7 protein-coding genes are annotated in these 14,762 nt (G+C 42.7%); all 7 read left to right on the top strand.

Annotated elements, in window-relative coordinates; genetic code table 11:
- Positions 1-13: 13 nt before the first annotated feature.
- Complete coding sequence (locus ACWGXJ_RS22790; RefSeq protein ID WP_452567643.1) at positions 14-2,029, top strand: DUF5693 family protein; 2,016 nt, start codon at positions 14-16, stop codon at positions 2,027-2,029.
- Positions 2,005-3,141 carry a polysaccharide pyruvyl transferase CsaB gene (gene csaB / locus ACWGXJ_RS22785; protein ID WP_250266820.1) on the top strand — a complete coding sequence of 379 codons (1,137 nt, stop codon included), beginning with the start codon at positions 2,005-2,007 and terminating at the stop codon, positions 3,139-3,141. Before ACWGXJ_RS22790 ends, csaB begins: the two co-directional genes overlap by 25 nt.
- A gap of 8 nt (positions 3,142-3,149) precedes the next feature.
- Positions 3,150-3,911 (top strand): WecB/TagA/CpsF family glycosyltransferase, encoded by a 762-nt coding sequence (locus ACWGXJ_RS22780; RefSeq protein WP_250266819.1) that lies wholly within the window; start codon positions 3,150-3,152, stop codon positions 3,909-3,911.
- A gap of 137 nt (positions 3,912-4,048) precedes the next feature.
- Complete coding sequence (locus ACWGXJ_RS22775; RefSeq protein ID WP_013312307.1) at positions 4,049-5,179, top strand: glycosyltransferase family 4 protein; 1,131 nt, start codon at positions 4,049-4,051, stop codon at positions 5,177-5,179.
- A gap of 190 nt (positions 5,180-5,369) precedes the next feature.
- Positions 5,370-9,389, top strand: a complete 4,020-nt coding sequence (locus tag ACWGXJ_RS22770) for an S-layer homology domain-containing protein (RefSeq protein WP_250266818.1) — start codon at positions 5,370-5,372, stop codon at positions 9,387-9,389.
- Positions 9,390-9,741: 352 nt separating this feature from the next.
- On the top strand, positions 9,742-12,879 hold the full coding sequence (locus ACWGXJ_RS22765) for an efflux RND transporter permease subunit (protein ID WP_250266817.1): 3,138 nt from the start codon (positions 9,742-9,744) through the stop codon (positions 12,877-12,879).
- Positions 12,880-12,898: 19 nt separating this feature from the next.
- Positions 12,899-14,245 (top strand): efflux RND transporter periplasmic adaptor subunit, encoded by a 1,347-nt coding sequence (locus tag ACWGXJ_RS22760; RefSeq protein ID WP_452567642.1) that lies wholly within the window; start codon positions 12,899-12,901, stop codon positions 14,243-14,245.
- Positions 14,246-14,762: the final 517 nt, after the last annotated feature.

The following is a 14,762-nucleotide window of genomic DNA, read 5'->3' as shown; positions in this document are numbered from 1 at the left end:
AGGAGGTTCTTTGGTGTATCAGAAATGGCAGTATTGGAATACGGCTTCTCGAAAATGGTTATGGATTTTGGTGGCTGTCGGCTTGCTGGCTTCCATTCCAGTCATCGCCGATCGTGTGAAGACAGAATCCTCGAGTAAACAAGTAGAGATTGTATTCGATTATCGGGATTTGACAGAGGCAGCCTCGTATCAGGCTCACCCGCAGGACTATCTGAATGAGCAACTTGACCGCTTACAGCAAGCGGGTGTGAACAGCATGGCGATGTATGAAAGTACGTTGGATGATTTCCGTAAAGCGGGTCGCGTCGTAACCTATACGACTCAGAACGTTGCCGATATGGAAAAACGGCTTTCACCTGCAAATGAGAATTTTACGTATATTGTTTTCGCTGATAAAGAAAATGCCGAGGCATTAAAGCCGTTAATTTTACGTACGTTTACAAGCCTGGACATCAATGTAAAACCTTGGACTTATCAGGGACAGGAAGGGTTAGTTGTGGAAACATCTCCAGAGGATGCGTATCTCAAGCCCATGCAGCCTGACCCGATTGCGATGAAGCAGCTTCGGAGCAAAGGATTTTTTATTGTTCCACGGATGAGCGACAGTCTTCCTTACAACCAGGAGTTGACGGAAGAGATGCTTGCTTCCTTTCAGCAAAATGGTGTAAAACGCATTTTGTTTGAAGGTGATTCAGTCAAAGGCTTCACCGATAACGAGAAAGAGCATAGCTTAGCGGCATTTGCTAAATTGCTGAACAAATACGATATTGGCCTAGCTGCTATCGAAAACTTAAAAAAACCGCAAGCAGGCTTCAATAAGCTCGCTTACGATATCCACTATAACGTTGTGCGTTTATACTCATTGAGCGATAAAGATTCAACGCTCGATGTTGAAACGTTGGCCGATCGTTTTGCATTGGCTACCAAGGACCGTAATATTCGCATGTTGTATCTGAACACCGCGCCTAGCCGTAGTATTGCTGAAGCCAAGGTGAAGGATTCGGTAGATAACCTAATCCACAGCTTGGACAAGCCGGGTAACGCTGTACAACGGATGGAGAAAAAGGGGTTTGAACTCGGACAGGCTGAACCGTTCCAAGTCGTCGATTCGTCCATTCAGCGCTATCTGAAAATGATTGTCGTACTAGGTGCACTGGCATTCTTCTCCATTATGGTGTCCTATTTCGTCCCGGCATTGACTTTGCTGGCATTTGCACTTGGCTTGGTAGGTTCAGCAGGACTTTATGTTTTGAACTCTAGCTTGATGGAGCAAGGCCTGGCCCTACTCGCAGCGATTAGCGGACCTACGGTTGCAATGATCATCGCTGTGCGTACGATTAGAATTAAACGTGAACAGGGTGCTGAACTTTCTGTAGGTCAGCGTTTGATTCAAACGTTAATACTGTACGTGCAGACGGCGATTTTGTCGCTGGCTGCGGTGCCTTTCGTTATTGCGCTGTTGAACAGTATTGCCTACAGCCTTGTGCTGAATCAATTTAGAGGTGTAAGCTTGCTTCACATTCTGCCCATCTTCTTGGCAGCGATATATATTTTCTTTTATCGTGGCGTTTCTATACGGGAGGAAATTTCCAAGCTGCTACGTACGCCGATTACTGTATTGTGGGTTATCGCACTGGCTGTTATCGCAGCCGCAGGTTATTACTATTTGACTCGTACCGGAAATGCGGGTACAGTGTCGAACACGGAGTTGGTATTCCGGAACTTCCTTGAAAATGCGTTTGGTGTACGTCCGCGCAATAAGGAATTTTTGATGGCTCACCCACTGTTTATTGCAGGGGCATTCCTGGCTTTGAAATATCGCAAAGCAATCTATTTGTTGATTATAGCTGCTATTGGTCAAGCCTCTATGGTGGATACCTTTGCTCACATTCACTCTCCAGCGGCATTGTCGCTTAGTCGCGGGCTGTTAGGATTGGGCTTGGGCCTGGTGCTGGGAATCATCGCAATTGTCGTGTGGCAAGTGCTGGAAGGGTGTTGGAAGAAATGGTCACCACAGCTCAAACGATAATCATCTCGGGTTATTACGGCTTTAACAATAGTGGAGATGAGGCCGTGCTTAAGTCGATTTTGACAGCTTTAGAGGAGGAGAGTCGTCAGGCGGGGATTACAATCAAGCCTGTTGTTCTGTCTTCTGACCCCGCTTGGACACAGAAAATGTACGGAGTAGAAGCTGTACCACGGATGAGTCTGGGGGAAGTTCGTAGAGCGATTAAAAACAGCGATGGGCTAATAAGTGGCGGCGGGAGTTTGCTCCAGGATGCAACAAGCCCTAAAAGTATTCCGTATTATCTGGCGATTCTGAAACTGGCCCAATGGGCTGGAAAACCGACGTTTGTATATGCTCAGGGCATTGGTCCGGTACAACGGAAGATATTTTATCCTATGATCCGTTCTGTGTTTCAGCACTGTGAATATGTTTCTGTAAGAGATGAGCAGTCTGCCGCACTACTGGGTACTATGAAACTAAAGAACCCGGTTGTCGAAGTTGTTCCTGATCCGGTAATGGGGCTTCCATTGCCCTCGGGTTCCGAGCTGCATAAAGCAGCAACTGAAACGGATAAGGATAAACTTCCGATCGTTGGTGTATCTGTACGTTACTGGGATAAGGAGCGTCGCGATTTAACGGCTATTGCGGACGGCTTGAAAAAATTAGCTGCTGAGCGCCATGTACACTTACGCTTTTTACCTTTCCATCTGCCTGATGACGAGCAGGCTTCAAGGATGGTAATGGATTTGTTGGGGGATATTAGGGGGACGGGAAGCCTTGTCAGCATGTGCGATCAAGTCACCGATCCTCAACAGATGCTTTTGGAAGTCAGTCGTTGCAGTTTGATGATCGGGATGCGATTACACAGCTTGATCTATGCAGCATCCCACCAAGTGCCTCCGTTGGGGATATCCTACGATCCCAAAATTGATCATTTCCTCAGCCGTGTCGGTAGCCAGCCTGTAGGCACTACAGAGGCACTGGATGGACAAAAGCTGGCTAATGAGTCTATGCGGTTGCTGGATCAGCGAAGTCAATGGATCGAGAGCCAGGGAGCGGCCATTGCTTTGTTAAAAAGTGAGGCTCGCTTACCGGCACAGCATATCGTTAATTACTTGTGTCGCAAAGGATGATGGATACAGTGACAGTTCATAAGGTTACGAATGTGCCTACCGTCCCGATTTTCGGTGTTCCGGTATCAAGGCTTAATATGAAAGATACATTAAATGTATTAATTCAAGCAGTGGAGTCTCGCCAGCCCCATCAAGTGATCACTGCCAATCCGATTATGGTAATGGCTGCATTGGAAGATCCAGTGTACATGAATGTGATGAAAAAGGCAGAGTTGATTGTTCCAGATGGGACTGGCGTGGTCTGGGCTGCAAACTATGTAGGACATCCTGTACCTGAGCGGGTAGCGGGCTTTGACTTGTTACATGAATTACTTGCAGCTGGAGAAAAATATCATTGGAAGGTTTATTTACTGGGATCAACATCTGAGGTGATTCAAGCGACCGCGAAGCGGGTACATGAGCTTTATCCCCGGGTTACGGTTTGTGGCAAGCGTGATGGCTTTTTTGGACCTAAAGAGGATGAAGCGGTGATTGCAGCCATTCGTGAAGCAAATCCCGATTTGTTGTTTGTAGCACGTGGAGCGGACACACAGGAACCCTGGATTGGTAAATATAAGGAACAACTGGGTGTACCGGTGATGATGGGGGTTGGCGGTAGCTTCGATGTTATATCAGGCAGAACCAAACGCGCACCTAAATTGTTCCAAAAGCTACGGGCTGAATGGTTATATAGACTCCTCAAAGAGCCAAGCCGATACAAAAGAATGCTTGCGCTGCCGAAATTCGCCGCGAAAGTGATGCGCGAAAAAGAAAACGTCACAAAAGTGTGATAAATAGCTTGAATCTGCCTTCAAAACCCGCTAATTTGCCAGAATATGAAGCTTGGTATTTATTTTTGATCAGAGTATAATTCAATGCGGTTACATCTGAAAAGGGATTGCTTTAAAATTGGGGGTCGAATGATCAAATGTTATTGATCTATATTATTGGGTTCATCATGGCACTGGGACTTGCGCTGTTACTGACACCGCTCGTCAAGAAATTCGCTGTGAAGGTTGGAGCCGTCGATGTACCGAATGCCCGAAAAGTACATACCCGAATTATGCCGCGTCTTGGCGGACTGGGGATTTTCTTGGCATTTCTGTTGTCCTTATTGGCGGTGTTACCTTTTGTGCCTGACGGAATGCTGTCCTCTCGGGATATTAACTTTATCGCAGCCTTTCTGATTGGCGGCACGCTGATTACACTGATTGGTGCTCTCGATGATCGTTTTGATCTCAATGCAAAATTGAAATTTTTGGCTCAAATTGCCGTTGCGTGTATGGTCGTGTTTGCTTTTGATATTCGTGTAGATTTTGTAAATGTACCTTTTCAGGATGCATACTCATCTTTGGAAAGCTGGATTTCCATTCCGCTTACGATTTTCTGGATCGTAGGTGTAACGAATGCCATCAATTTGATTGACGGTCTGGATGGACTGGCTGCAGGTGTCTCAGGAATTGCGATTGGGACTATCTTTGTAATGTCGGTATTGATGGGCAATTACATGGTAGCTATGCTTTGTCTTGTACTGCTGGGCAGTATTATCGGATTCTTATTTTTCAACTTTCATCCTGCGAAAATATTTATGGGTGATACAGGGTCATTATTTTTAGGTTTCTGTCTGGCCATGCTATCCATGCTTGGTTTCAAGCAAATTGCTATCGTATCTTTTATTACGCCATTGATTATTATCGGTGTACCTTTGTCAGATACATTCTTTGCTATCATTCGTCGCAAGTTGCAGAAAAAACCGATTTTCTCTCCGGATAAAGGTCATTTGCATCACTGCTTACGCGAACTAGGTTTCAGTCACAGACAGACGGTGTTGATTATCTACGGTATTGCGGCATTTTTCGGTGTATTGGCCGTGATTCAATCGTCTGCTGCGCTTAATGAAGCGAACTGGGTCACCTTTGTCGTGATTTGTATTATGATGTTCTTCCTACAGATTGGTGCAGAGGTTATTGGTCTTGTTGGCAAAACCAAACGCCCAGTTATAAACACACTGATTCGCTTGCTGGCTAAGCCAGATTCCCAAACGCGTTCGAAATTATAATTTTAATTTAAAAGTAAGCCTTCAAGCTTGGCGGTATACCGCGGGTTTGAAGGCTTTTTTGATGTTTACTGTAAAAAAACTCCCTCCTTTTTTGAGAATTTACTAATTTTTTGTATGTTTACTACCGATAAAAAAAGTATTGAATGATTACGTACCCCAAGGTGCGACAGAATCAAAGGAGGACAATGATTTGAAACGATTGCTATCCATGTTGCTGACGGTTGGTCTCATCATTGGCTTGGTGCCGGCGGCCCTGGTAGGTACGGCTCATGCTGCGACGGGAACTTATTTTATTTTTCCAAGTGAAAAATATGATGTGGATTCGGCTAGAATGGTAAACACTGACCGAGTTACAGTTAATGGTACGATTAACGGAGTGAACGGAAGTACTATATCTTATAGTGTATTCCAACTCTCTAAAAATGGAACAAACCTTAACGTGGTTAATAAGAACGAGAGTCAAAAAGGCGGAATTACAGTCAGTGGCTCTACGCTTAAAGTTACAGACATTAAACTGTTTCCTGGTTTGAACCGGATTACATTTCAAAGTAGCCAAAATTCGGCTGATATGAAGGACTCCATTTACATTGAGTATCAGGATGGGCCTAAGCTTTATGATCTATCTGCTACGTTGAATGGTGAAACCGAGCAATTGCTTGAGAATCAGACAGCGGTGCTGACAGACGCACGCAATAGCGGTACGGATGATGTGAAAGTAGTCATTCAAGGTACGGCTCCTAATGCTGACAGTGTAACGCTCACGTCTGCAAAAAGCAGTAATACGTATACAGTTAACTCTTACACTGGCTATAAACTAACGGGTAGTGTTGTACTGAGTCCGGGTAAAAATATAGTGACCATTAAAGTGAATAACGGAACTCAGGCTCTTACAGTTACACGTGAAATTACGATTTATACGGGTAAACCGGAATTTTCTGATTTGACCCTGAATAAGGATGGGAATGTTTCTGCTGATTTGGCCACTTCGCCTGACTTTACCGTATCGTCTACAAGTGGTGTGGTTTTAAAAGGTAATGTTTTGGTGCCAGGCGGTGCAACCGATCCAGGAGTGGCCACAATCAATGCACGTTTTACCGATGTGAGTAACAATGGTAGTGCTGTGGGTAGTGCGACTGGGGTTGATGCCACAATTGATACTGCAAATGTAGTTACTTCAAATGGTTATAAAGTATATCCATTTCAGGTGACTGTACCTTCGGAAGCTGTACTTGATCATTTGACCAGAGCATCCCTGGGCATAACTTATACGGATAGCAGTACACCTCCAGCTCCATCGGCTGTCCAATTTACATTGCGCAGCAGCACTCAGCCGTATATTGATGATGTTAACTATCTTCCTGATTTTAATACTCAATTGTTGAACAGAACTAAAGGAAGCGGGTCTGATCAGGCAGCTGCCCTAGATGAAGCTATGAAATTAACAGGTAGCTCTATGAAGAACAAGACTACAGATGCTGCATCTGTACCTGTAGGTATGGAGTTTATCGTTGTTAATGGCGCACCTTCTTCAATTAGTGAGCTTTCTGGAGTATCGGTTCATACTGTAGGGCCAGCTCAAGATGTAATTCGTACAATCAATGGTAAGTCAACGCAAGTGAAGAAAATTGTTGCTTATGTAGACACTTTGCCTAAAGAAGGACAAAATGTACTGAATTTTTATCTGAATGGTGACTCGACCAAGTTAATTAAAGCAACGGTGAATCTGTTGCAGGGTCCGTTCATGAAATACGATACGATTTATGATGGGCAACAAATTCCGTTGAATACATCCAGCTCAAACTTGAATACCTATAAATTGACTCAACTGGGCTACTTTAAAGGTAAATTGCTTGATGTGAGCAATGCAGCAGATATTCATTACACTGGAAGTAACCGAAATGTCTTCCTGTATATTAATAATGTATTGGTTGATTTGGATGGTTCAGGTGCGGACTTCAAGCTTGCTGCTTCCTCGGACACAGCCGCAGCCAATGCCTTGGCGAACGGGAATAATGAAATCAAGTTTGTATACAAGCCAGGTATTGAGTATAGCAATACGGTAAAAGTAAACTTTACACAGACGAATATTCCAGTAATTCCTGTTCCCAACACACAAGGAATCATCCCTTTTACACCAGTTAGCGGCTTGAGTAATACGCCGAAATATAGCGAAATTGCTCCGAAATCAAAAGATGCTAATTTCACTAAAGTGGATGACACCAACTACAATACATCTCTGAAAAATATCAATGTATTTGGTACTTTCAGTATTGCTGATTTGGGTAAAGCAGATCAGGTAAATGGTTCGTTAAGTGATATTGCTAATAAAGATCAATATATTTTGGAGATTAAGGGATCGGATGACAGTGAAGTCAACTGGACACTGAGTAACGAGTTTTTCTCAGCAGAAGATGCTAAGACAACATACAATTCCGGTTCTACTACAGATAAATTTACAAATAAAGATTTAAAAGACCTGCTTGTGTACTACCATCCAGACAAAAAGTATTTCAGCTTTGTGTTGAAAAACCAAACTATTTCGCAAGATGGAACACCAATAGCTTATAACATTACCTTGTACAATAGCGGTAAGAGCGGACCATTTGCTACTTTCCGACTGCAAGTATCCGGTCAATCCACATCTTTTGATATTTTGCGTCCGCTCCCTGAAAAGAGAATCGTGAATCAAAACTTTGTGCAAGTTGTTGTAAATGCAGGTAATGCAGATAGTGTTACGGTAGGTAAAGAAACAGCAGTTCAAGAGGGTTTCGACTCTGATTATGATGGCACCATTGATTATCCATCAACTTACAAAGCCATCGTTACAGGTCTAAAAGCCAACAAAGATAATAAAATTGATGTAGTGGTTACTGTAGGCAAAGAAAAACTGAAACAGACCATTACTGTTAAATATGTGCCTACTAATATCCCTGGCGAGCAGTACATGGAAGCGATGAAAACATCGCACAAAGTGTTCGATGGTAATCTTACACTTGCTTTTGCAAAGGGAACGAGTCTGATTCGCCGGGATTACGATCAACCGCAACAGTTCAAAAACCAGGTATTCTCTGGTCACAATTTGTACTTTGCAATAGCAAATAGCGAAGATGGTGTGGTTGACCGTCATGAATTTGAAACTGAAAAAGCATTGTCCGATATGCAGAGCTTGATTGCAGATGGAAGTAGATACTTCAACAGAGATTTTCCGGCCCGCTTTAATATGTCGAGTCCGGTATTCTGGATTGATCCAGGTACAGCAGATGACATTAAAACGGATGGTTACGATCCGGTAACTTATGGTGCTGATCCTTATCAATTGGCTAACAAGTCGCAAAATGACAGTAGCAAGATCAAAAACTTCTACTGGCGCGACCCATCTAACGAGTTAGTACCATCCAAGCGTGCTACATTGACGCTGACGTATGATAGCAGTATTGCTCAGGATGCAGGGAAACAAATGACAGTGTTCTATTTCGATTCTGATCTTAAGGATTGGCAGAACATTGGTGGTGTGGTGGATCCGAAAAAACATACCATTAAGGTACCGTTTGATCGTTTTGGCTACTATGTAGTTGCTAAGGTTGGAGAAACGTATAGTGATGTCATTAAGCACAAATACGCTAGAGATTACATTGAGGCTATCTTGGCCAAAGGTGTCATGAACCCAATGGATCCAATTAATAGCTTTGGACCTGACAGCTACATTAAAAGAGGCGAATTCACGTCTATGATTGTCAAAGGTCTGCAAATTCCGCTTAATTTCAGTGGAGCGAAGCATTTCGACGACGTGTCTATTCCAAATACGATATCAGCAGATGCTCTATACGATTATCGTTATATTGAAACAGCTGCGCGTGCCGGTATTGTCAAAGGTTCACAACCAAGAATCTTTATGCCGGAAGATGTAATCACGCGTCAAGATGCAGCAGTCATTATTGCCAAGGCATTGAATTTGAAGCTTGAAACAGATCATGACAAGATCATGAAGAATTTGTCTAAAACCTTTAAAGATGCGGACAAAATTGATTACTATGCGCAGGCATCTATATTGGCTATCGCCAAGAAGGGCTTTATCACAGGGTCACCTGTGGATGCAAGTGATCTGAAAAAAGGATATATGTTTAATCCAACTTCCTTGACCTTGCGCGGAGATGCAGCGATTATTGTAGCTAAAGTTATGGCTGATAAAAAACTGCTTCCTAAAATCTAATCAACAAAACACCTGAATTTATTAAACATCCCTCCATGCGAAATGGAAATTCCCTTTCATATACATGAGAGGGATGTTTTTTATAAATCAGCTATTTGACTGGAATTAAGGGCCTATGCCATAATATCAATGAGGTAAGAACTTTGGATTAGCCTTACAACGTTTTTTATTTTGGATTTAGCTTAAACGTCTGTAATTAATTGCTTTTTTTTAAGCTTTTATCTCAAAATGTGTTTATTATTTTTTTATATGTTTTTTTTGCGCATTTATCTGAAACCTTACGCTTATTTCATCGTAGTAGTGGATGTGTGTGCTTAAATATTACATAGAGAAGTGAGTGGGGAGTGATGAGATGTCTCAGTTTTCAATACGCCGTCCTGTAACAGTATTTATGTTAATTATTGCTTTGTTAATCGGGGGCGGTATTTTTGCGTTAAGACTTCCTGTAGAGCAAATGCCGGATATGAAGCTGCCATTCGCTGCAGTGGTGACTAGTATTCCAAATGCAACGCCTACAGAAGTTGAGGAATTGGTTACTAAACCTATTGAGAAAAGTCTGGCTTCTATTGAGAACGTGGATAAAGTCATGTCCGAGTCTTCAGAAGGAACATCTATGGTCATGATTCAATTTAACTGGGGAGTAGATATCAATCAAGCAACCCTCGACATGCGAGATAAAGTTGATGGGGTTAAAGGGTCTCTTCCCAAGGCGGCTAATTCGCCGCGTGTCCTTAAGGTGGATCTCAACGCAACGCCGGTTATTACGCTCTCTCTTACAGGAGACCAGGATATTAACAAGTTGAAGCCTATTGCTGAAGATATTATTGAGCCGCGGCTTGAAAGAATTGCGGGAGTAGCTGCAGCCAACATGTCAGGTGGGCAAGCTCGGCTTGTGAAGATTACCGTAGATCAAGCCAAACTTCAAAGCTATGGCATTACGTTAGATCAAATCAGCCAAGCGCTATCGTCTAATAACGTAGCGGGTTCTGCTGGTTCGGTGTACCGAGGCAATACAGAAATCCAACTTCGGGTTCAAGGTGAATACAAAGCTGTTTCAGAAATGGGTGAAACGCCAATTCCAGTAGGGAAGGGAAGCATTAAGCTAAAGGACATCGCGAAAGTTGAAGATTCCTTGGATGATGTTACAACCATTTCTACCTATAACGGAAAGCCAAGTATCAATATTTCTGTTACTAAAGCTACAGGGGGGAATACCCTTTCAATCGCCGATTCTGTAAAGGATAGTTTAGATTCGATACGGAAGGAATTGCCTCCGGGAACTCAATTGGAGATGGTAACAGATGCATCCAAACCCATTAGCGACTCCGTACACTCATTAGTAGAGCATGCTATATTGGGACTTATTATCGCAGCTATTGTGTTGCTGTTATTTTTGAATAGTATACGTTCTACCATTATTGCTACTATCGTTATTCCAATTTCCTTCGTAGCTACGTTTATGATGATGTATTTCACCGGACAAACCATTAATATTATTTCACTGAGCGGTTTGCTTCTGGGGTTAGGATCCTTTGTCGATTTTGCTGTTGTTATTATTGAGAATATTTTTAGACAGCGACATGAAGGGAAAAGCATGCTACAAGGGGCTATTGATGGCTCCAAGCAGGTGGGTAATGCCGTTATGGCATCTGCACTTGCGCAGATCGTAGTATTTTTACCAGTTGTTTTTGTTGACGGAATTGCGGGAGTTCTATTTAAACCGTTGGCGTTAACCGTTATTTTCTCTCACATTGCAGCCTTGCTTGTATCCCTTATGATTGTGCCGATGCTGGGCTCACGTTGGCTACCTACCGTGCCAGATGAATCCATTTATTCTTCAGGTACTTATAAGGGTGTTAACCCTATTGTGTGGTTTAATATTGGCTTTGAGAAATTTAAGAGTGGGTATCGCCGTATACTGAAGTGGGGAATTAACCATAGAAAATCTGTGTTAATTATTACTTTATTAATGTTTGTGGCAGCTGGGGCTCTAGTTCCTTTTGTTAAGGCTGAATTTATCCCAGCATCCGATACTGGGGAATTCACAATTAACGTGAAACTTCCTAATGGAACGGTCTTGGAAGAAACGGAAAAGGTTGTTCAAGATATAGAAAAAGAAATTTTGAAAGTTCCGGATCTAGATAAAATGACAGTGACTGTTGGTTCTGGTGGCAATTCTGGTTATTCAGGGGCAGCTCCAACTAATTCGGCGGATCTAAGCGTAACGCTGAAGGATGGACATCAGCCAACAGATGGTGTAGTTGAGGGCCTTCGTAAAAAATTTGATAGCATTCCGGATGCAGAGATTACAATGGCGTCTACAACAGGTCTTTCAAGCGGAGCGGCTGTTAATATTAACTTAAAAGGTGACGATATTGACGTCCTGAGAGAACTCTCGGACAATCTCGTTGCGGACGTAAAAAACATACCGGGTACGGTCAATGTGAAAAGTACCTTGAGTGCCGTTCGCGAAGAATATGAGATTACCGTTAATCGGGAACTTGCAAGTCGATATGGCTTATCAGCGACCCAAATCTTATCTGCAGTGAATACGTCTTTTAATGGATCAGTCGCCACAAGCTATCGTACAGGTGAAGATCAGATTGATGTGAAGATATCGTTGCCAGAGCAAAACCGCCATGATTTGTCAAATCTAAAAGCCTTACGGATCACCACTTCGCAAGGTATTGATGTACCTTTGTCTTCCGTAGTAAGTATTGATAAACGGACTGTACCTGATACTGTTACTCGTGAAGACCAAACGCGTCAAGTGCAGATTACAGCTGATATTGATGGAACAGGGGATATTCTTGCTATTAATCAAAAAATAGATGCTCTTTTGAAGAGTACTCACTTCCCTGAAGGCTACAGTGCAGATACGGGTGGTGGACAAAATGAACAAATGCTGGAGTCCTTTACGAACTTGGCGATAGCTATTTTACTATCTGTCGTGCTCATTTATATGGTTATGGCAGGACAGTTCGAATCGTTGCTCACACCGTTTGTTATTATGTTTTCCGTTCCACCTACGGTAATTGGTGTGCTTATCGGTTTAGCTGTAACCGGGGCGAGTCTCAGCGTTTCAGCTTTGACGGGTTACATCATGCTCGTCGGTTTGGTCGTCAACAATGCCATAGTTATGATTGACTTTATAATTCAGCTCCGAAAAGACGGCCAAGATCGGGATGAAGCTATTATTCATGGAGCGTCTGAGCGGTTGCGTCCGATTTTGATGACCACGCTGGCTACTGTACTAGCTTTGCTCCCAATGGCATTCGCTACAGGAGAGGGTAACGAAACACAAGCACCGATGGCAGTTGTTGTTGTATTCGGGTTATCCTTCGCAGCTGTTATTACATTGATTCTTATTCCGGTAGTCTACGTCATCATGGATAATATGATACAAAAACGTAAGAATCGGAAATTAAAAAGACAAGCGAAGAGAGAATTAAAAAAAGAAGCGAAACTACAAAAAAGTGTTCATATATAAGGTGAGGTGGAGAAACATAATGAATAAAAAAAGTGCTCTGATTGCTACAACTTTGCTTTTATCAGTTGCATTAGCGGGTTGCGGTGGGGGAGAGGCCCCTGCCGCACCAACTACGGCGCAGCAAGCCATTCCAGTTCAAGTAGCCAAAGTGACCAAAGGTAGTATTAACGATTCAACAGGTATTATTGGAAGCTTTGCTCCCAAAGAGACAGCTCAGGTGTCTCCGAAAATTAGTGGTAAAATTCAAAGTATTAACCTTACAGTGGGCCAAAAAGTAAATAAAGGCGACACATTGTTTACTATAGACCAAAAGGACTTGCGGGACTCCATTAAGCAATCCCAAGAGTCGTATCAGGTTGCCCTGGCCAATTTAAAGCAGGCAGAGTCAGGTGCAGCGCAATCGGTGCAGCAGGCAGAATCCAGCGTGGATCAAGCCAAAAGTGCGCTTGTCCAGCAAGACAACACGATCACTCAAGCTCAGACCAGTCTGGTAGATGCTCAGAGTTCCGTGCGTGATGCTCAAAATACGCTTAATCGCAACCAACAGCTGTTTAGTGCGGGTGCTCTTTCTCAATCCGAGTTAGAGCAGTCTCAAATAGCGCATAGAAGGGCTTTAACTGCGGTGGAGAATGCACAGATCACACTTCATAATGCACAAACGTCTAAGGAAAGTGCGCAAACAACATATAATAATGCTCAAAAATCATTACGTCTTGCACAACAGAAAACGGGCATTGACGTAGCTCGTGCTTCTGTCAATCAGGCTAAGTCCAGTTTAGACACAGCTCGTAGTCAATTGGTGGATGCTGTAGTTAAAGCTCCAATCTCTGGCACAATATCAGTAGTAACAGGAACCCAGGGGCAAATGGTTAGTGCACAATCTGCGGTTGCTACAATAGCGAATACCAATCCTATTATTGCTAAAGTTAACGTTTCTGAAGCTGAGCTTCTAAAGTTGCAGGTGGGTTCATCTGTAACTGTAGGCGTGGACTCGTTAAATAAGCGAATTGAGGCCAAAGTATCGGCTGTCAATCCGGTAATGGATAATGATCTTAAGGCATATCCTGTGGAGATTTCAGTCCCTAATGGTTCTGGTGAATTAAAATCAGGGATGGTTGTAACTGTATACATGAAATCAGAAGCACCTAAAAATATTTTGGTATCGCAGGATGCCATTACAGAGCAGGCAGGGAAGAAGTATGCTTATGTAGTGGAGGGAACTGTTGCTAAGCGGGTAGAGGTGCAGACAGGCCAGGAAAGTGCCAAGCAGGTTGAGGTAACCAAGGGGCTTGCTGAAGGACAAAATGTTGTCGTTAAGGGCGTTAGTCTGCTTACGGATGGCGCGAAAATTAATGTAGTGAAGTAATTTGTCTCGGTTATATATACCGTAAATCACTGTTTCTCCGTCATTCCTACTACTTAAAGTGTATTAGAGTATTAGATTTCAAGAGAATCTATAGACTTTATGTACTTTATATATTCTATGGATAATTCTTAACGAATATACTCCATTAAAGACTGACTTAGATGTACGAAAATAATCCATGTACATTTAAGGTTGATAAGGTAAAAGTTGTAGGATGACGGAGGAACAGGTTCAATAGTATAATTATGACTGTGGAAAGCGGAATACATAATCAAAAAAAATAAAAAAAATTTTTTTGAAACGGACGCAACTTTTTGAACCCATGCTACGTCTAATTGGGTGAGTATGAAACAAAGGGGTACAAAAGCGTAAAGACAAAATTCGCTAAAAAAAATCTTTACTGCATTGTTATCACATTGTATAATACTGGAGTACGTCATAAATGGACGCTTTCTTTCAACTAGATTCCAAGCTTCTGTGATATTGTCACAGATATCATTTTATAAGGGTTCTCATA

The sequence above is a fragment of the Paenibacillus sp. S33 genome (assembly GCF_053615415.1).
The sequence above is the reverse complement of the archived record's forward strand: the minus strand, read 5'-3'. Positions and strand labels throughout refer to the sequence as shown.

Excerpts from the sequence above, each read along its gene's own strand:
- csaB (WP_250266820.1), top strand. The coding sequence starts at position 2,005 with ATGGTCACCACAGCTCAAACGATAATCATCTCGGGTTATTACGGCTTT.
- ACWGXJ_RS22775 (WP_013312307.1), top strand. The coding sequence starts at position 4,049 with ATGTTATTGATCTATATTATTGGGTTCATCATGGCACTGGGACTTGCG.
- ACWGXJ_RS22765 (WP_250266817.1), top strand. The coding sequence starts at position 9,742 with ATGTCTCAGTTTTCAATACGCCGTCCTGTAACAGTATTTATGTTAATT.
- ACWGXJ_RS22760 (WP_452567642.1), top strand. The coding sequence starts at position 12,899 with ATGAATAAAAAAAGTGCTCTGATTGCTACAACTTTGCTTTTATCAGTT.